This window comes from Modestobacter sp. VKM Ac-2982 (assembly GCF_026967935.1).
In the GTDB taxonomy this organism is placed as follows: Bacteria; Actinomycetota; Actinomycetes; order Mycobacteriales; family Geodermatophilaceae; genus Modestobacter.
In genome coordinates, this window is record NZ_JAPVBL010000007.1 from 43,647 (window position 1) to 62,858 (window position 19,212).

Below are 19,212 nucleotides of genomic sequence, written 5' to 3' on the forward strand. Positions count from 1 at the left end.
CGATTGGCCGGCCCCGCCGCGTCGTCGGCTTCGCGCGCCCACGTCCTGCACCACGTGGTGCTGAGGCCCGGGCCTCAGCGCAGGGAGTAGCGGGTGAACAGGACGCCGTCCTCGGTGAGCGCCTGCACGAGCTCGGCCCGGGGCGGTGCCGGGAGAGCCGACGGCAACAGACCGGGGCCGCCGCCGACCAGCAGCGGGGCGATCGACAGGTCCAGCTCGTCGACCACCCCGGCGGCCAGGGCGGCGGTGAACAGCGCCGGACCGCCCTCGCACAGCACCTGCTCGTGACCCCGTTCGGCCAGGGCGTCCAGCGCGGTCGGCAGGTCGACGTCGTCGTCGCCGCAGACCAGCAGCACGACGCCGGCGCCGGTGAGCGCCGCCCGCCGGTCGGCGTCGGCCGCGGCGCAGGTGACCAGCAGGGTCGGCGTGACGGCAGCGGTGGCCAGCTGGTCGTCCGGTCGCAGGGACGCCCGCCGGGACACGACCACCACCGGGGCGACCGCCGGGCGGCCGAGCTGAGCCCGCAGCCGGCCGACGGCGGAGTCGGGGAGCACCGGCCGGTAGCCCTCGGCCGCCGCCGTCCCGGCGCCGACCAGGACGGCGTCGGCGAGCGCGCGCAGCGTGCGGAACACCCGCAGGTCGCCGTCCGACCCCAGCCCGCCGCTGCGGCCGTCGACACTGATCGCGCCGTCGAGCGAGGCCACGAAGTTGACCCGCAGGTGCCGGCCGGCCGGCAACCGGTAGGCGTCGGCCAGCTCGGCCGGGTCCTGCGGGAGCGGCGGCACGCTCAGTGGGTGGCCAGGACGACGGCGCTCTCCGCCGGCACCGTCACCTGCGCCCCGTCCAGCTCGGGCAGCTCCCCGCTGGCGAACAGCACCTGGGTGGCCGCGGTGTCCAGGTCGATCTCCCGCGGCTCCTCGGACAGGTTGGCGACGACCCGCAGCGACCCGCGGTGCACGACCAGCCACCGGTCCGCGTCGTCCCAGTGCACCTGCACCGCGGACAGGTCGGGGTCGACCAGCTCCGGGTGCCGGCGGCGCAGCGCGAGCAGCGCCTTGTGCACCGCGAACACGTGCGCGTGCGGCTCCCGGTCCAGCTCCGACCAGTCCAGCTTCGAGCGGGTGAAGGTCTCCGGGTCCTGCGGGTCGGGGACCACGGCGGCGTCCCAGCCGTGCTCGGCGAACTCGCCGATCCGGCCTTCGGCGGTGGCCCGGCCCAGCTCCGGCTCCGGGTGGCTGGTGAAGAACTGCCACGGGGTGGCGGCGCCCCACTCCTCGCCCATGAAGAGCATCGGGGTGAAGGGGCTGGTCAGCACCAGGGTGGCGCCGACGCCGAGCAGGCCGGGGGAGAGCGAGGCGGAGATCCGGTCGCCGACCGCCCGGTTGCCGATCTGGTCGTGGTCCTGCAGGTAGGCGAGGAACTTCCAGCCCGGCAGGGCCGCGGTGTCCACCGGGCGACCGTGGTGCCGCCGACGGAAGCTGGACCAGTCACCGGCGTGGAAGAACGCGCCGGTGAGCACCTTCGCCAGCCCGCCGAGCCCGGCCGCCTCGAAGTCGGCGTAGTAGCCCTGCCCCTCGCCGGTCAGCTGGGCGTGCAGGGAGTGGTGGAAGTCGTCGCTCCACTGCGCGTCCAGGCCGGTGCCGCCGGCCACCCGGGGCGTGACCATCCGCGGGTCGTTGAGGTCGCTCTCCGCGATCAGGGTGAGCGGGCGGCCCTCGGCGACCGAGAGCCGGGCGACCTCGGCGGCCATCTCCTCGAGCACGTGCGTGGCCCGCTCGTCGACGAGCGCGTGGACGGCGTCCAGCCGCAGGCCGTCGGCGTGCATGTCGCGCAGCCACATCAGCGCGTTGTCCAGGATGTGGCGCCGCACCTCGTCGGAGTCCGGACCGGAGAGGTTGATCGAGTTGCCCCAGGTGTTCGCCCCCTCGGCGAAGACCGGGAAGAACTCCGGGAGGTAGTTGCCCGACGGCCCCAGGTGGTTGTAGACGACGTCCTGGATGACGCCGAGGCCGCGCTGGTGGCAGGCGTCGACGAAGCGCTGGTAGCCCGCGGGCCCGCCGTAGGTCTCCTGCACCGCGTACCAGGCGACGCCGTCGTAGCCCCAGTTGTGCGTGCCGTTGAAGCCGTTCACCGGCAGCAGCTCGACGAAGTCGACGCCCAGGTCGACCAGGTGGTCCAGGTTCCGGATCGCCGCGTCGAAGGTGCCCTCGCGGCTGAAGGTGCCGATGTGCAGCTCGTAGACGACGCCACCGGCGAGCGGGCGCCCGGTCCAGGCGCCGTCGCCCCAGCGGTGGGCGGACGGGTCGAAGCGGCGGGAGAGACCGTGCACACCGTCGGGCTGACGGCGGGAGCGCGGGTCGGGGCGCGGCGTCGGGTCGTCGCCGAGCAGGTAGCCGTAGTCGGAGTCGGGGGAGGCGGGGACCGTGGCGTGCCACCAGCCGGCGTCGTCCCGCTGCATGTCGTGCACCTCGCCGTCCACCTGCAGGCGGACCCGCGCGGGCAGCGGCGCCCAGACGGTGAACTCGACGGGCTCGGACATGCGGGGGCCTCCAGGGCGGTGCGGGGGACGGGCAGGTCGATCATGCCCGGGCGCCCGGCCGTCAACCGTCGCCGGTGCGCACGTCTCGGGCCGGACCGCGTCCACCTGGAGGACGACCTGCTCAGGGCGGCGATCCCGTCGCCGGGATGACCACAGGGTGGCCTCCCGGCCGCTAGGTTCTGCACGCTTCCGTTCCGCGCGACGAAGAGAGCCGACATGACGGTGGTCCGGACCTGGGTCCTGCCCGTGCTGCGCATCCTGATCTGGGCGGTGATCGCGGTGGCGCTCGTCGTCCTCGCCTTCCGCGGCAGTGGCGGGACCGACCCGACCGGCGCCACCAGCGCCCCCGGCGTGGACCTGGGGTCGCCCTCGATCCCGGTCGCCCGCGGCACGGTGACCAACACCGTCTCCGTGCAGGGCTCCATCGCCGCCGACCCGGCGGTGCCGGTCAAGGCGACCGCAGCCGGGACGGTGAGCCGGCTGCACGTCAGCGCCGGGGCTCCGGTGGCGGTCGGCGACGAGCTGCTGGACGTCCGGTTCGAGGAGGAGCGCGACCCGGTCGTCGGCTCGGACGCCGAGGGCAACCCGACCTCGACCCCGCGCGACCCGCTGGTGAAGGTGGTGACGGTCACCGCGACGGCGGCCGGCCGGCTGGCCACCCTCGACGTCCTGAAGGACCAGGTGGTCGCCGTGGGGGACGCCGTCGGCACGATCTCCCCCGGCACCCTCTCGGTGACCGCATCGCTCTCCCAGGCCGACCAGTTCCGGCTGCTGAGCCCGCCCGCCACCGCCGAGGTCACGGTCACCGGCGGTCCGGCGCCGTTCACCTGCACCGGGCTCACCCTCGGTGCCCCGCCGAGCGGGGAGGACCAGGCCAGCGCGGGGGTGGACCCGATGACCGGCATGCCGATCACCGCCACCACCACCGCCCGGTGCGCCGTCCCGGCCGGGGTGACCGTCTTCTCCGGGATGGCGGCGACGGTGGCCGTCCAGGCCGGCGAGGTCGCCGACGCGCTGGTGGTGCCGGTGACCGCGGTGCAGGGCTCGGTGCAGAACGGCGTGGTCTGGGTGCCCGGCGCCGACGGCGCCCCCGAGGAGCGACCGGTCACCCTGGGGCTCACCGACGGGCAGCAGGTGGAGATCACCGGCGGCCTGACCGAGGGGGAGTCGGTGCTGGAGTTCGTCCCGGTGCCCGACGACGCGGCCGCCGACCCCTACGGCATGGGCGGGCCGTACGGGTGAGCCTGCTGGAGCTGTCCGGGATCGGCCGGGACGTGCGGCTGCCCGACGGGAGCCTGCTGCCGGTGCTGGCCGGCGTCGACCTGAGCATCGCGGCCGGCGAGCACGTGTCGATCGTCGGCCGGTCCGGTTCGGGGAAGTCCACGCTGCTCAACGTGCTGGGCCTGCTGGACAGCCCGACCGCCGGCACCTACCTGCTGGACGGGCAGCCGACCGACGCTCTCGGTGGACGGCGGCGGTCCCGGCTGCGGGGGGAGACCTTCGGCTTCGTCTTCCAGCAGTTCAACCTGCTGCCGCGGCGCACCGCCGAGGAGAACGTCGCCGCGCCGCTGCTCTACGCCCGCGGCCGGGACTTCCTCACCCGCAACCGGACCGCCCGGGCGATGCTCGACCGGGTCGGCCTCGGCCCCCGTGCGCTGTCGGTGCCGGAGAAGCTCTCCGGCGGTGAGCAGCAGCGGGTGGCGATCGCCCGGGCACTGGTCCGCGGGCCCCGGGTGGTGCTCGCCGACGAGCCGACCGGTGCGCTGGACGTCGAGACCGGGGCTGCCGTGATGGCGCTGCTGGCCGAGGTGACCGCCGAGAACGGTGCCGCCCTGGTGACGATCACCCACGACCTCTCGGTGGCCGCCCTGGCCGGGCGCCGGTTCCGGCTCGACCACGGCCGGCTCACCCCGGTCCCGGCCGGGGACGCGCTCGCTGCGGCGACCAGTGACCGGACCGACGCATGACCGGGCTGCTGGGCACGCTCAGCGAGGCGTGGGGCGAGGTCCGGGTGCACAAGGCCCGGGTGCTGCTGTCGCTGGTCGGGGTCTTCCTGGCCGTCCTGGCGATGACCACGGTGACGGCGCTGGGCCAGATCGCCGCGCAGGTGCAGCAGGAGCAGGCCGAGGCCAGCGGCGGGCGGACGGCGACCATCGGCGTCTCCGCCTACGACCCGATGACCGGGAGCGTGCCGCAGCAGCAGTGGGACGCCGGGGTCGATGCGCTGGTGACCCGGTACGGGCTCCCCGAGCAGGCGGTGGCCACCCTCGCCCAGGAGAACGGGCTCTACCGGTTCCCCGGGGGCACGCAGGCCGTGGAGACCAGGCGCGTCTCGCCGTCCTACGGACCGCTGCACCGCATCCAGCCGGTCGAGGGCCGCTGGTTCCGCGACGGTGACCGGCAGAGCCTGTCGCCGGCGCTGGTGGTCAACCGGGACTTCCTGACGCTGCTGGGCGTGCCGGACCTCAGCACCCGGCCGACCGTGGTGATCGGTGGCCCCCAGCCGGTGCTGGCCACGATCGTCGGGGTGCTCGACTGGAACGAGGGCTTCCCGAGCGCCTACCGGATCGACTCCTCGGCCGGTGACGCCGTCACCGCGGCCGGGGTCCCGGGGTTCTGGTCGCCGCCCACGCTGGAGCTCTGGGTGCCCTCCGCGCAGGCCGACGCGGTCGTCACGGCGGTCCAGGCAGACCTGGCGCGGCTGCTGCCCGGTGCGGAGGTGCAGGCTTACCGGCAGGACCCGGAGAACCTGGAGGACACCATCGCAAAGCTCCGGCTCGCCGTCCGCGCCGCCGGGCTGGTGGTGCTGGCCCTCGGTGGTCTCGGGGTGCTGAACATCGGGCTGGTCACCGTCCGCCAGCGGATCCGGGAGATCGGCGTCCGGCGGAGCTTCGGGGCGACCTCGGCGCGGGTCTTCTCCGCGGTCGTGCTGGAGAGCGTCGTGGCCACCGCCCTGGCGGGGCTCGCCGCTGTCGCGCTGTCGGTGGCGATCGTCCGGAACCTGCCGCTGGAGCGGTGGCTGGCCGGCGGCGTCCCGCTGGTCGACGCACCCGGTTTCCCGGTCTCGGCGGCGGTCGAGGGGCTGGTCGCGGCGACCGCCGTCGGCGCGCTGGCCGGCCTGGTGCCCGCGTTGATCGCCGTCCGGGTGAAGGTGATCGACGCGATCCGGTTCTGACCGTCCGGTCCTCGCCACCCCGGTCTGGTGGCGAGGACCGGGCCGGGTCAGTCCCGGACGAGCAGGGCGACCGGCAGCTGTGCGCAGAGCTCGCTCAGCCGGATGCCGCCGGAGTCGGAGACCAGCCGGGTGCCGGTGAGCAGGTCCCGCCAGGCCCCGGTCCGCGAGCCGACGGAGGTGTCGCCCCAGCCGGTCTCGGCCAGGTGCACCGGCCGCCGGGTCGCCACGGTGACCACGCCGCCGCGGTCGAAGGCGACGACGGAGTCGGCCGCTGGACCGCGGGCCGGCACCGGGGTGTACCCCGACCAGGCCTCGGGGACGTCCCGGCGGTGCCGCAGCGTCCGGGAGACCACCAGGAGCTTGGCCGCACCGGTCTCGTCGACCGGCGGCACCCAGCCACCGTCGAGCCGGGCCAGCAGCTCGCGGCGCAGCCCGTAGTCGACCGGACGCCGGTTGTCCGGGTCGACCAGCGAGAAGTCCCACAGCTCGCTGCCCTGGTACACGTCCGGGACCCCGGGGGCGGTCAGCTGCAGCAGCTTCTGCGACAGCGAGTTCGACCAGCCGAAGGGCGCGATCCGGGCCACGAACCGCTCGATCTCCGCGTGCGTGGTGGCGTCGTCGAACGCGGCGTCCACCAGGGCGTGCAGCTGGTCCTCGAACTCCTGTACCGGGTTGGTCCAGGTGGTCGAGGTGCCCGCCTCCCGGGCTGCCTTCTCCACGTAGGCGTGCGCCCGCTCCCGGGACAGCGGCCACGCGCCGATCAGGTTCTGCCACACCAGGTGGGCCAGCGGGCGGTCGGCCAGCGGGTGCCGGTCCAGCCAGCCGTGCACCAGGCCGGCCCACTCCGACGGCACCTCGGCGAGCACGGCCAGCCGGGCCCGCACGTCCTCGCTGCGCTTGGTGTCGTGGGTGGACAGCGTCGTCATCGACGCCGGCTTGACCTCCAGGCGGTGCTGCTGGGCGGCGTGGAACTCCTCCACCGTCGTCCCGAACCGGGCCGGGTCACCGCCCACCTCGTTGAGCGCGACGAACCGCGACCACCGGTAGTAGGCGCTGTCCTCGACCCCCTTGGCCATCACCGGGCCCGAGGTCTGCTCGAACCGGGTGGCCAGCTCGGTGCCGGCCGAGCCCAGCAGCGGGTGCAGGGCGTCCACGGCGGCGGTGAGGTCGGGTCGGCGGAGCTTCACCGCGGCCACCGTGGCGTCCAGGTGCTCGCGGCCGTCGGGCAGGTAGCTGCGGTAGACCGGGAAGCCGGCCAGCAGCTCGGCCAGGCCCTCGGTGACCTGCTCGGCGGACACCCCGGGCAGCTCACCGACGATCCGGTGCAGCCGGGCCACCTCCGACCCCAGCATGCCGTCGGTGACCTCGCGCTTGCAGTCGTGCACGAGCTGGGCATAGTCGACCGGCCCGCCGGCCAGCTCGGAGTCCAGCGCGGTGACCAACGCCTCGCCGGCGGGGTCGACGAGCACGTCGTCGACCTCGGCGAGCGCGTCGTACCCCGTCGTCCCGGCCGTCTTCCAGCTCTCCGGCAGCTCCTCGCCGGGCTCGAGGATCTTCTCCACCACGGTCCACCGGTCGCCCGTCGCCTCGGCCAGCAGGTCCAGGTAGCCCTTCGGGTCGGCCAGCCCGTCAGGGTGGTCGATCCGCAGTGCGTCGACCGCGCCGTTCTCCACCAGCTGGACGATCAGCGCGTGGGTGGCGCGGAAGACGTCCCGGTCCTCCACCCGCAGTCCCGCCAGGGTGTTGATCGCGAAGAACCGCCGGTAGTTCAGCTGGTCGTCCGCGCGCCGCCAGTCGACCAGCTCGTAGTGCTGCCGGTCGTGCACCTCCTGGGGCGTGCCCCCGGCGGTGCCCGGGGCGATCGGGAAGCGGTTGTCGTAGTAGTGCAGCTCGGGGCCGTCGGCGGTCTCCGCGACCTGCAGCTCCGAGACGTCGTCCGCGCTGCCCAGCACCGGGATCCGGATCCTGCCCCCGCCGAAGTCCCAGTCGACGTCGAAGGCGTCGGCGTGGGCCGACTCCTTCCCGTGCTGGAGCAGGTCCCACCACCAGCGGGACTCGGCCGGGTCGCTGACGCCCATGTGGTTGGGCACCAGGTCCAGCACCAGGCCGAGCCCGTGCTCGTGCAGCGCGGTGACGAACCGGTCGAGACCGGCCCGCCCGCCGCGCGGCTCGTCGATGTGCGCGTGGTCGACCGTGTCGTAGCCGTGCGTGCTCCCCGCTGCCGAGCGCAGCAGCGGGGAGGAGTACGCGTGGGTCACGCCGAGGTCGGCCAGGTAGCCGGCCACGGCCGCCGCGTCGTCGAGGGTGAAGTCGGCGGTGACCTGCAGCCGGTAGGTGCTCGCCGGCACCTCCCGGCGTCGGCTCTCGGCCGGGCGACTCGCGGCCGGCTGGGTCACGGGGCGGCCTGCAGGACGACGGTGGCGCGCGCCGCGACGGTCAACGTGTCACCGGCCTTCACCACCAGCGGATCGACCTCGCTCATCTCCGCGGTGTCCACCACGACCGTCCAGCCCTCGGCGTACTCGCTGCTGGGCAGGGTGAACTCGATGTCCTCGTGCCAGGCGTTGAACACCAGGTAGAAGCAGTCGTCGACGACGGGCTCGCCCCGCTCGTCGGTGGACCGGATCCCGTGGCCGTTGAGGTACACGCCGATGGACTTGGCGTAGTGGGCGTCCCAGTCCTCCTCGCTCATCAGCTCACCGGCGTGGGTGAACCAGGCGACGTCCTGGACCGGGTCGCCCTCCGCGCGGCGCACCGGGCGGCCGTGGAAGAACCGCCGACGGCGGAACGTCGGGTGGTCGGTGCGCAGCTTGGTGACCAGCTTGGTGAACTCCAGCAGGCCCTCGTCGATGTCCTCCCAGTCGATCCAGGTGAGCTCGGAGTCCTGGCAGTAGCCGTTGTTGTTGCCGCCCTGGGTGCGGCCGAGCTCGTCGCCGTGCAGCAGCATCGGGACGCCTTGGGACAGCATCAGCGTGGTGATGAAGTTGCGCCGCTGCTGGGCCCGAAGCGCCTTGATGGCGGGGTCCTTGGTCTTGCCCTCGACCCCGCAGTTCCAGCTGCGGTTGTGGCTCTCGCCGTCGTTGTTGTCCTCGCCGTTGGCCTCGTTGTGCTTCTCGTGGTACGAGACCAGGTCGTTCAGCGTGAACCCGTCGTGCGCGGTGACGAAGTTGATGCTGGCCACCGGACGCCGGCCGGAGTGCTGGTAGAGGTCGGCCGAGCCGGTGATCCGGCTGGCGAACTCACCGATGGTGGCGTTCTCGCCCCGCCAGAAGTCGCGAACGGTGTCGCGGTACTTGCCGTTCCACTCCGTCCACAGCGCCGGGAAGTTGCCGACCTGGTAGCCGCCGTCACCGATGTCCCACGGCTCGGCGATCAACTTCACCTGGCTGACGATCGGGTCCTGGTGGCAGAGGTCGAAGAACGCCGACAGCCGGTCGACCTCGTGGAACTGCCGGGCCAGGGACGACGCCAGGTCGAAGCGGAACCCGTCGACGTGCATCTCGGTGACCCAGTAGCGGAGCGAGTCCATGATCAGCTGCAGGGACTGCGGCGTCCGGACGTTGAGCGAGTTCCCGGTGCCGGTGGTGTCCATGTAGTACTGCTCGTCGTCCTCGACCAGCCGGTAGTACGCCGAGTTGTCGATGCCCCGGAAGGACAGCGTCGGGCCCATGTGGTTGCCCTCGGCGGTGTGGTTGTAGACGACGTCGAGGATGACCTCGATGCCCGCCTCGTGCATGGCCCGGACCATGCCCTTGAACTCCTGCACCTGCTGGCCGTCGGTCTGCTGCGCGTACTCGTTGTGCGGGGCGAAGAAGCCGATCGTGTTGTAGCCCCAGTAGTTGCGCAGGCCCTTCTGCAGCAAGGTGTCGTCCTGCACGAACTGGTGCACCGGCATCAGCTCGATCGCGGTGATCCCGAGCTCCTGCAGGTGCTCGATGATCGCCGGGTGGGCGACGCCGGCGTAGGTGCCGCGCAGGTCCTCGGGGATCCGCGGGTGGGTCATCGTCAGGCCCTTGACGTGCGCCTCGTAGATGACCGTCTTGTTGTACGGGGTCTTCGGTGGACGGTCCACGCCCCAGTCGAAGTAGGGGTTGATCACGACGGACTTCGGCATGTGCGCCGCGGAGTCGTCGTCGTTCTTCTTGCCGGTGGCGAAGTGGTAGCCGAACACCGCCTCGTCCCAGTCGACCTGGCCGTCGATGGCCTTGGCGTAGGGGTCGAGCAGCAGCTTGTTCGGGTTGCAGCGGTGCCCCTGCCCGGGGTCGTGCGGGCCGTGCACGCGGAAGCCGTAGCGCTGGCCGGGCTGGACGCCGGGGAGGAACGCGTGCCAGACGTAGGCGTCCATCTCGGGGAGGCGGATGCGCTCCTCGTTCCCTGCCTCGTCGAACAGGCACAGCTCGATCTTCTCGGCCACCTCGCTGAAGATCGCGAAGTTGGTGCCGGTGCCGTCGTAGGTCGCCCCGAGGGGATATGCGGAACCGGGCCACACCTGGGTGGTCATGAAAGTTCGTCCTCCTGAGCTGGTCGCCCCTGGGCTCGGGGCGGGGGGCGCGGGTCGTCACGGCTGAACCGGGGGGTTCGTCGTCGGATGCCCGCGTCCGGTCCTCCGCACACCTGTGACGCGCAGGACACCGTCGGCGTTCGGAGGACGATCGCGGGCGGTCCTCGGGGTGAGTCTGCCAAGGCCGGTCCACCCGACCCCGCCGCACGACCCGCCGGGCCGACCCGAGGGCTCCGCTGCGGCGCCGACGACGCCCGCCGCCCCCCGGGACGACGACGCCCTCCGCGGCGGGCCGGGAGGGCGTCGGCGCCCGGGTGCGGCAGGGTCTGCGCCGGGCTGGCCGGGCGCAGCAACCCGGCGCCGCCGACCTCGCCCGGTGACCCGGGTGGCACTGGCGGCGACCGGCGCTGCTCGCTCCTGCGGGCGCTGACGGTAGGGGTCCACCGGCGTGTCGACAAGGCCCCACGGCGGCGGCGACCCGATCTCCCGTCCCACGGGCCCCATGCGGCCCGTCCGGACGGGGTCGTGCCCGGGACGCCGCGGCCGGGACGGCGCTCGGGCCCCTTCTGTCACAGGCCCGTCGTACCGTCGTCGGCGTGCGTGCATCCACCGACATCCGGCCCACCCAGGGGCGGTTCCGTGTCGTCAGCGAGTTCCAGCCCTCCGGCGACCAGCCCACGGCGATCAAGGCCCTCGCCGAGCGGGTGAACGCCGGCGATCAGGACACCGTCCTGCTCGGCGCCACCGGCACCGGCAAGTCGGCCACCACGGCCTGGCTGATCGAGCAGGTCCAGCGCCCGACCCTGGTGATGGCGCCGAACAAGACCCTCGCCGCGCAGCTGGCCAACGAGTTCAAGGAGCTGATGCCCGACGCCGCCGTCGAGTACTTCGTCTCCTACTACGACTACTACCAGCCCGAGGCCTACGTCCCGCAGACCGACACCTACATCGAGAAGGACTCCTCGGTCAACGACGAGGTCGAGCGGCTGCGGCACTCCGCGACGAACAGCCTGCTCACCCGGCGCGACGTGGTGGTCGTCTCGACGGTCTCCTGCATCTACGGCCTGGGCACGCCCGAGGAGTACGTCGAGCGGGCGCTGAAGATCAAGGTGGGGGAGGAGCGCGACCGCGACGAGCTGCTGCGCACCCTGGTCACCGAGCAGTACACCCGCAACGACCTCGCCTTCACCCGCGGCACGTTCCGGGTCCGGGGCGACACCATCGAGGTGTTCCCGGTCTACGAGGAGCTCGCCTGCCGGATCGAGATGTTCGGCGACGAGGTCGAGCGGCTGTACTACCTGCACCCGTTGACCGGCGAGGTCATCCGCGAGGTCGACGAGCTGTTCGTCTTCCCCGCCACCCACTACGTCGCCGGACCCGAGCGCATGGAACGGGCCATCGGTGGCATCGAGGCCGAGCTCGAGCAGCGGCTGGCCGAGCTGGACAAGCAGGGCAAGCTGCTGGAGGCCCAGCGGCTGCGCATGCGCACCACCTACGACATCGAGATGATGCGACAGGTCGGGTTCTGCTCGGGCATCGAGAACTACTCACGGCACATCGACGGCCGGGCGCCCGGCAGCGCCGGCGCCTGCCTGATCGACTACTTCCCCGATGACTTCCTGCTCGTCATCGACGAGTCGCACGTGACGGTGCCGCAGATCGGCGGCATGTACGAGGGCGACATGAGCCGCAAGCGCACGCTGGTCGAGCACGGCTTCCGGTTGCCCTCGGCGATGGACAACCGCCCGCTGCGCTGGGAGGAGTTCACCGACCGCATCAAGCAGACCGTCTACCTCTCGGCGACCCCGGGCCACTACGAGCTCGGCCGGGTCCAGGGTGACGTGGTGGAGCAGGTGATCCGCCCGACCGGGCTGGTCGACCCGGAGGTCGTCGTCAAGCCGACCAAGGGCCAGATCGACGACCTGGTCCACGAGATCCGGCTGCGTACGGAGAAGGACGAGCGGATCCTGGTCACCACGCTGACCAAGAAGATGTCCGAGGACCTCACCGACTACCTGCTCGAGCTCGGCATCAAGGTGCGCTACCTGCACTCGGAGGTCGACACCCTGCGCCGGGTCGAGCTGCTGCGGGAGCTGCGGCAGGGCGAGTACGACGTGCTGGTCGGCATCAACCTGCTGCGGGAGGGCCTCGACCTGCCCGAGGTGTCGCTGGTGGCGATCCTCGACGCGGACAAGGAGGGCTTCCTCCGCTCGGGCACCTCGCTGATCCAGACCATCGGCCGCGCCGCGCGCAACGTCTCCGGCCAGGTGCACATGTACGCCGACAAGATCACCCCGTCGATGGCCCAGGCGATCGACGAGACCAGCCGGCGGCGCGAGAAGCAGATCGCCTACAACACCGAGCACGGCGTCGACCCGCAGCCGCTGCGCAAGAAGATCGTCGACATCCTCGACGGCATCTACAAGGCCGCCGAGGACGCCGAGGACATGACCTCGACCGAGCTGCTGGGCGGTTCGGGGCGGCAGCAGTCGCGTGGCAAGTCGCCGGTGCCGGGGCTGTCGTCGCGGAGCAAGGCGAAGGCCGGCTCGATCGACGTCCAGGGGCTGCCGCGCAACGAGCTGGCCGACATGATCACCTCGATGAACGAGCAGATGCTGGCTGCGGCCCGTGAACTGCAGTTCGAGGTGGCGGCCCGGCTGCGCGACGAGCTGACCGAGCTGAAGAAGGAGCTGCGGCAGTTCGACGCCGCGCACGCCTGACCCGGGTCCGAGGTCCTCACCGTTTCCGGGAACTCAGCGGGGCGGCCGTTCGTAGGGGACCCTGGGGCCTGGACTGCCGGGGTCGGTGCGCTGTCGCGCCGGACCGGGCAGGCCTCACGTGGAGGGGAGTATCCCGCCCGCGGCAGTGTCGTCAACACGGGATCCCACGGTCCCCGGCGCTGCCGGCCGACCCGCTGGCGGGTCGGTGGGAGAGACCTCCGGTGCTGACAAGAGCCAGACGACCGGAGGAAATGCATGGACGTCCCCCTGTGGGTGTGGGGCATCACGGTGGCTGCGATCATCGGGATGCTCGTCTTCGACTTCTTCGGCCACGTGCGCACGCCGCACGCGCCGACCCTGAAGGAATCCGGCACCTGGTCGGCGGTCTACATCGCCATCGCCCTGCTGTTCGGCCTGGTCGTGCTCGTCTTCTGGGGCGGCACCTACGCCGGTGAGTACTTCGCCGGCTGGGTCACCGAGAAGAGCCTCTCGGTCGACAACCTGTTCGTCTTCGTGCTGATCATGGCCAGCTTCGCGGTACCGCGTGAGCTGCAGCAGAAGGTCCTGCTGTTCGGCATCGCCTTCGCGCTCGTGCTTCGGACGATCTTCATCTTCCTCGGCGCTGCGGCCATCGAGAACTTCAGCTGGGTCTTCTACCTCTTCGGCGGCTTCCTCATCTGGACCGCGATCGCCCAGGCCCGCAGTGGCGGTCACGACGACGAGGAGGAGTTCAAGGAGAACTCGGTCCTGCGGCTGACCCGCAAGGTGCTCCCGACGACCGAGGAGTACCACTCCGACCGGCTGGTCACGAAGATCAAGGGGAAGCGGTTCATCACCCCCCTGATGATCGCGCTGATCGCCATCGGCAGCGCCGACATCCTCTTCGCCGTCGACTCGATCCCGGCGATCTTCGGTCTCACCCAGGAGACCTACCTGGTCTTCACCGCGAACGCGTTCGCGCTGCTGGGCCTGCGCCAGCTGTTCTTCCTCATCGACGGACTGCTCGACAAGCTCGTGTACCTGGCCTACGGCCTGTCGGTCATCCTCGGGTTCATCGGCATCAAGCTGCTGATCCACGCCCTGCACGAGAACACGCTGCCGTTCATCAACGGCGGTGAGCACGTGACGCTGATCCCGGAGATCCCGACCTGGTTGTCGCTGCTGGTCATCCTGGTGACCCTGGTGGTGACCACCTGGGCCAGCCTGCGCAAGAACAAGAAGGACGCCCAGCGGCGGCAGGAGCGCGACGCCGCGGAGCCGGGTGCCGACTCCGCGGGGCGGCACATCGGGGCGCCGGGTGACCCGGACGCCGACACGACCGAGACGCCGGCTGACCCCCGTGGGGTGCCGGTCAGCCGACCGGAGACGCGCACCGACTGAGCAGGGGGCGGCCTCGGGGACGACGACCGTCGTCCCCGAGGCAGCTGGCGGGGAACCGCACACCATCGGCAGACGCCCGGTGGGCTCCGGCCCGCCGGGCGTCCTGCGCGCCCGCAGAGTGGTTCGTGCAACCAACTTGTACAGTCCCGCGCGTGGAGCTCCCCGTCTGGTTCGAGATCTCGACGTTCGTGGGGCTGACCGTCCTGCTGCTCGCCGACCTCGCCCTCGTCGTCCGTCGTCCGCACGAGCCCTCCGTGAAGGAGGCGACCCTGTGGGTGGTCTTCTACGTGGGCCTGGCGCTGGCCTTCGGCGGCATCGTGCTGGCGGTCACGAACGGCCAGTTCGCCACGGAGTTCTACGCCGGGTGGCTGACCGAGTACTCGCTCTCGGTCGACAACCTCTTCGTCTTCGTGATCATCATGGCCCGCTTCCGGGTGCCCCGGAAGCTCCAGCAAGAGGTCCTGATGGTCGGGATCATCATCGCGCTGGTGCTCCGCGGCCTCTTCATCCTGGCTGGAGCCGCCGTCATCGAGCGGTTCATCTGGGTCTTCTTCCTCTTCGGCGCCTTCCTCGTCTACACCGCGATCAACCTGGTCCGGCACCGCGAGGAGGACGAGGACTACGAGGAGAACGGGCTCATCCGCCGGATGCGCAAGGTGCTGCCGATGACCCAGGACTTCCACGACAGCAAGATCCGGGTCGTCGAGGGCGGCAAGAAGCTGTGGACGCCGATGATCGTGGTCTTCCTGGCGCTGGGCACCACCGACCTGCTCTTCGCGCTGGACAGCATCCCGGCCATCTTCGGGCTGACCCGCGAGCCGTTCATCGTCTTCACCGCGAACATCTTCGCGCTGATGGGCCTGCGCCAGCTGTACTTCCTGCTCGGCGGGCTGCTCAAGCGACTGGTCTACCTGTCGCTGGGGCTGGCCGTGATCCTCGCCTTCATCGGCGTCAAGCTGATCCTCGAGGCGCTGCACGAGAACCAGTACCCCTTCGCCGGTGAGCGCGAGCCGCTGGAGAGCATCCCGGCGATCCCGACCTGGCTGTCCCTCACGGTGATCCTGGTGGTCCTGCTCGTCGCCACCGTGGCCAGCCTGATCAAGACCCGCGGCGAGGTGCCCGACGCCGAGGGCGCCGCGATCGACCCGGCCGCCACCGACACCGGCGAGCCCGGTCGGGCGGATGCGCTCACCGAGGACGAGCGGCGCGCGCAGGCCGCCACGGGCGAGGACCAGCCCCGCAGGAGCTGAGCCGGACGGCGGCCCGGTCGCCCGGGCCGCCGTCTCGCGCGGCCGACCGGTCAGCGGGGCGGGATCGTCCCTGGCTCCACCGTGGAGCCGCCGGCGGCCACCAGGGCTCCGTCCCGCCAGACCTCGCGCCCCCGGCGGGCCAGGCCGGTGAGGGTCGGGCCGGCGCGTGGTTGGCTGCCGGTCATGAGCCCCCCGACGGACGCCGGCCGCATCGCAGGCCTGGTCGGGATCCTCTTCGGCCTCGCCGGCATGGGCAGTGCCGCGGTCGCGGTCACGCTGCCGGCCATCGCCGCTGATCTCGACCTGACGACCGGCGGCGTCTCCTGGGTGATCAGCCTCTACGCGCTGATGCTGGCCGTGGCGACCGCCGTGTACGGCCGGATCGCCGACCTGGCTGGCATCCGGCTTCCGCTGGTCGTCGGCGTGGCCCTGATGACCGCCGGCGCGGTGCTCGGCGGCCTGGCCCCGAGCTACCCGGTGCTGCTGGGTGCCCGCGTCCTCCAGGGCCTGGGTGCGGCTGCGGTCCCGGTGCTCGGCATGGCGATCGTCAGCGCGCGGTACGAGGGAGCCGTGCGCACCGCCGCGCTGGGCAAGGTCGCCGGCACCGCGGCAGCGGTCAGCGCCCTGGGGCCGTTGGTCGGTGGGCTGGTCGCCGACGTCGCCAGCTGGCGGGCGGTCGTGGTGCTGCCGGCGCTCGGGCTGCTGGTGGTGCCGGTGCTGTGGCGCTCGGTCCCCGCCGTGGGCACCGGTGCCCGGCTGGACGTGCTGGGCGCGGTCCTGGTCGCCGGCACCGCCGCCGGCCTGGTGCTGCTCGTGCAGTCCCCGGCCTCCGGGGTGGTCATCGCCGCCGTCGGTGCCGCGCTGCTGGGGTTGGGCGTCCCGGCGGTCGCCGCCCAGGTGCGCCGCCGGCCGGAGGGCTTCCTGCCCACGGCCGTCCTCCGGGAGCCGGTGGTGGTCCGCAGCGCGCTGGCCGCCTCGGCTGTCCCGGCCGCCTGGTTCGCGCTGCTGATCGCCGTCCCCGCCGTGCTCGCGGGCGAGGGGTGGACGCCGCTGCACATCGGCCTGGCGCTGGTGCCCAGCGCCGTCACCGGCTTCCTCGCCCCGCGGCTGGCCGGCCCGCTGCTGGCCCGGCTCGGCCCCGCCCGGTCGCTGGCCATCTCCGGCGTCATCGCGACCGTCGCGCTGCTGGTCGCTGCCCTCGGTGCCAGCGCTGGTTCCGCCCCCGGCCTGGTGACGGCCGTCGTCCTGGTGACGGTCGCCTTCGGGCTCGGCCAGCCGGCACTGATGGCCGCGGTCGGCGGCGCCGTTCCCGACGAGGTGCGTGGCGTCGCGCTCGGCATCGCGACACTGGTCTTCCTGGTCGGCGGCGGGGTGGGGTCGGCGGTGGTCGGCGGTGCGGGCGAGGTGCTCGGGCTGGACCGCAGCCTGCTGCTGCTCGCGGTGCTGCCGCTGATCGGTGCGTTGGGCCTGGTCCGCAGCATCCGGGCGGAACGGCGCGACCCGGGAGCACTCACCCCTTAGCAGTGCTCAGCACCAGGGTGGTCCTGCGCTGGGCTAGCGTGCCCGGCATGCGGCCGACCGACCTCTCCCTGCTGCGCGTGCCCGGTGTGCCGACGGTGTCCCCGGACGGGGCGACCGCCGTCGTCGCCGTCAGCCGGCTGGACCTGGACGCCGACGAGTACCGCGGCCAGCTGTGGACCGTCCCGACCGACGGCTCGGCGCCGGCCCGGCCGCTCACCCACGGCCACCTGGACTCGGCGCCCGTGTTCTCCCCGGACGGGCGCTGGCTGGCCTACCTGTCGGCCGAGCCGAAGGGGAAGCCGCAGCTGCACGTGCTGCCCGCCGGCGGTGGCACGGCCCGGCGACTGACCGACCACCACCTGGGCGCCGGCACCCCGGTGTGGTCGCCGGACTCCCGCCGGCTGGCCTACACCGCGCGGGTGCCCGAGCAGGGGCGGTACGGCACCGACGAGGACGTGTCGCCGGATGCGGAGCCCCCGCGGCTGATCACCACGCTGAAGTACCGGGCCGACGGCGTCGGGTTCACCAACGACCGCCGCAGTCACGTCTTCGTCGTCGACCTGCCGGCCGACAACGCCGAGACCGCCGACGAGCAGCCCACGCCGTTCCAGGTCACCGGTGGAGACGCGGACGACACCGACGTGGCCTGGCGTCCGGACGGCGCGGAGCTCGCCTTCGTGTCCGCGCGGCACGAGGGTGCGGACACCGACCGGGTCACCGACGTGTACGTCGTCCGGCCCGACGGCGGTGGGCTGCGCCGGGTCACCGACTCCCGGTCCGCCTGCGCCCACCCGGCGTACGACCCGGACGACCCGGCCGGCAGCACGATCTACCTCTCCGCGATCCCCGACCTGGGCCCGCTGGGCCGGGACTTCGTCGGCCGCAACACCACGCTGGCGAAGGTCGATGCCGCCGGCGGGCCGGTGGTGCCGCTGTTGGACCCGGAGGAGCACGACCGGGGCGACGAGACGCCGGCCACCGTGGTGGCCGGAGGCGCCGCCCTCATCGGGATCCAGCGGCGCGGGGCGGTCGAGCTGCTGCGGGTGCCGCTGGACGGTGGCGAGCCGGAGGCGCTGGTCGAGGGGCAGTACACCGTCCGCGGGATCGGTGCCGGGGGCGGCGTCGTCGTCGCCACCGTCGCGCACGACCGCTCGGCGGGCGAGCTCATCGCGCTCACCCCCGGACGGCGCCGGCTGATCACCAGTTTCGGTGCGCCGCTGCAGGCCACCGGCCGGCTGCACCGGATGCGCGAGACGACGGCCACCGCGCCGGACGGCTACCCGGTGCACGGCTGGGTCACCACGCCGCCCGGTCCCGGGCCGCACCCGGTGCTGCTGACGGTGCACGGCGGGCCGTTCAGCCAGTACGGGTGGACGCTCTTCGACGAGACCCAGGCCTACGTCGAGGCCGGCTACGCCGTGCTGATGTGCAACCCCCGCGGGTCGTCGGGCTACGGCCAGGCGCACGGGCGGGTGATCAAGGAGCACATGGGCGAGCTGGACGCCGACGACGTGCTCGCCTTCCTGGACGCGGCGCTGGCCGACCCGGGGCTGGACGCCACCCGCGTCGGGCTGATGGGCGGCTCGTACGGCGGGTTCATGACCACGCTGCTGCTCGGCCGCACCGACCGGTTCGTCGCCGGCATCAGCGAGCGGGGGTTCAACGACCCGGTGAGCTTCGTCGGCTCCTCCGACATCGGGTTCTTCTTCCCCGACGAGTACGTGGGCACCGACCCCGAGCGCGTCGCCGCACAGTCGCCGATGGCCTCGGCGCACCGGATCACCACGCCGACGATGGTGATCCACTCGGAGGAGGACTGGCGCTGCCCGCTGGAACAGGGCACCCGGCTCTACGTGGAGCTCAAGCGCCGCGGCGTCCCCACCGAGCTGCTGCTGTTCCCGGGGGAGGGGCACGAGCTGTCGCGGTCCGGCCGGCCGAAGCACCGCCAGGCCCGGCTCGAGCACGTGCTGCGCTGGTGGGGGCGCTGGCTCCCGACCCCGCAGAACAGCTCGGCCATGGGCGCGCTGCCGGCCGGGTCCGGCGGCGGCTCGGCCGGGCCGGACCCCGCCGAGCCGCTGACCGTGCAGGCGACCCGGGTCGACTGACGAGGGCGCTGTCCCGCGCCC

The 19,212-nt window shown here is 72.7% G+C and carries 13 protein-coding genes; 8 read left to right on the top strand and 5 right to left on the bottom strand.

All coding sequences use genetic code 11. The features are described from left to right. Positions 1 to 74: 74 nt before the first annotated feature. Both O2W20_RS21745 and treZ read right to left on the bottom strand, forming a co-directional pair. On the bottom strand, positions 75 to 785 hold the full coding sequence (locus O2W20_RS21745) for a dihydrofolate reductase family protein (RefSeq protein WP_269173836.1): 711 nt from the start codon (positions 783 to 785) through the stop codon (positions 75 to 77). Between the two features lie 2 nt (positions 786 to 787). Continuing rightward, positions 788 to 2,539: a malto-oligosyltrehalose trehalohydrolase gene (gene treZ, locus O2W20_RS21750; protein WP_269173835.1), complete on the bottom strand. Its 1,752-nt coding sequence runs from the start codon at positions 2,537 to 2,539 to the stop codon at positions 788 to 790. 216 nt (positions 2,540 to 2,755) lie between these two features. On the opposite strand from treZ, the gene O2W20_RS21755 reads away from it, so the two are divergent. The 3 genes from O2W20_RS21755 to O2W20_RS21765 are packed head-to-tail and all read left to right on the top strand — an operon-like array spanning position 2,756 to position 5,714. Beyond that, positions 2,756 to 3,781 carry an efflux RND transporter periplasmic adaptor subunit gene (locus O2W20_RS21755; RefSeq protein ID WP_269173834.1) on the top strand — a complete coding sequence of 342 codons (1,026 nt, stop codon included), beginning with the start codon at positions 2,756 to 2,758 and terminating at the stop codon, positions 3,779 to 3,781. Continuing rightward, on the top strand, positions 3,778 to 4,506 hold the full coding sequence (locus O2W20_RS21760; RefSeq protein ID WP_269173833.1) for an ABC transporter ATP-binding protein: 729 nt from the start codon (positions 3,778 to 3,780) through the stop codon (positions 4,504 to 4,506). The genes O2W20_RS21755 and O2W20_RS21760 overlap by 4 nt, the downstream gene beginning before the upstream one ends. Beyond that, entirely contained in the window at positions 4,503 to 5,714 is a 1,212-nt protein-coding gene (locus tag O2W20_RS21765) for an ABC transporter permease (protein ID WP_269173832.1), read from the top strand. The genes O2W20_RS21760 and O2W20_RS21765 overlap by 4 nt, the downstream gene beginning before the upstream one ends. Before the next feature lie 47 nt (positions 5,715 to 5,761). Here O2W20_RS21765 and treY read toward each other — a convergent pair whose 3' ends face one another. After that, on the bottom strand, positions 5,762 to 8,110 hold the full coding sequence (gene treY / locus O2W20_RS21770) for a malto-oligosyltrehalose synthase (RefSeq protein WP_269173831.1): 2,349 nt from the start codon (positions 8,108 to 8,110) through the stop codon (positions 5,762 to 5,764). Beyond that, positions 8,107 to 10,215, bottom strand: a complete 2,109-nt coding sequence (gene glgX, locus O2W20_RS21775; protein ID WP_269173830.1) for a glycogen debranching protein GlgX — start codon at positions 10,213 to 10,215, stop codon at positions 8,107 to 8,109. Before glgX ends, treY begins: the two co-directional genes overlap by 4 nt. 596 nt (positions 10,216 to 10,811) lie before the next feature. On the opposite strand from glgX, the gene uvrB reads away from it, so the two are divergent. The 3 genes from uvrB to O2W20_RS21790 all read left to right on the top strand — a co-directional run bounded on the left by uvrB (position 10,812) and on the right by O2W20_RS21790 (position 15,565). Next, on the top strand, positions 10,812 to 12,935 hold the full coding sequence (gene uvrB, locus O2W20_RS21780) for an excinuclease ABC subunit UvrB (RefSeq protein ID WP_269173829.1): 2,124 nt from the start codon (positions 10,812 to 10,814) through the stop codon (positions 12,933 to 12,935). Between the two features lie 255 nt (positions 12,936 to 13,190). Further along, positions 13,191 to 14,315 (top strand): TerC family protein, encoded by a 1,125-nt coding sequence (locus tag O2W20_RS21785; protein ID WP_269173828.1) that lies wholly within the window; start codon positions 13,191 to 13,193, stop codon positions 14,313 to 14,315. 152 nt (positions 14,316 to 14,467) lie between these two features. Continuing rightward, positions 14,468 to 15,565 carry a TerC family protein gene (locus O2W20_RS21790; RefSeq protein ID WP_269173827.1) on the top strand — a complete coding sequence of 366 codons (1,098 nt, stop codon included), beginning with the start codon at positions 14,468 to 14,470 and terminating at the stop codon, positions 15,563 to 15,565. Between the two features lie 50 nt (positions 15,566 to 15,615). On the opposite strand, the gene O2W20_RS21795 is transcribed toward O2W20_RS21790, so the two are convergent. Further along, positions 15,616 to 15,750, bottom strand: a complete 135-nt coding sequence (locus O2W20_RS21795) for a hypothetical protein (protein ID WP_269185532.1) — start codon at positions 15,748 to 15,750, stop codon at positions 15,616 to 15,618. Between O2W20_RS21795 and O2W20_RS21800 the strand changes: the two genes are divergently transcribed. Both O2W20_RS21800 and O2W20_RS21805 read left to right on the top strand, forming a co-directional pair. After that, positions 15,749 to 17,086 (top strand): MFS transporter, encoded by a 1,338-nt coding sequence (locus O2W20_RS21800; RefSeq protein ID WP_269173826.1) that lies wholly within the window; start codon positions 15,749 to 15,751, stop codon positions 17,084 to 17,086. The genes O2W20_RS21795 and O2W20_RS21800 overlap by 2 nt on opposite strands. 47 nt (positions 17,087 to 17,133) lie before the next feature. Then, positions 17,134 to 19,191, top strand: a complete 2,058-nt coding sequence (locus tag O2W20_RS21805; protein WP_269173825.1) for a S9 family peptidase — start codon at positions 17,134 to 17,136, stop codon at positions 19,189 to 19,191. Positions 19,192 to 19,212: the final 21 nt, after the last annotated feature.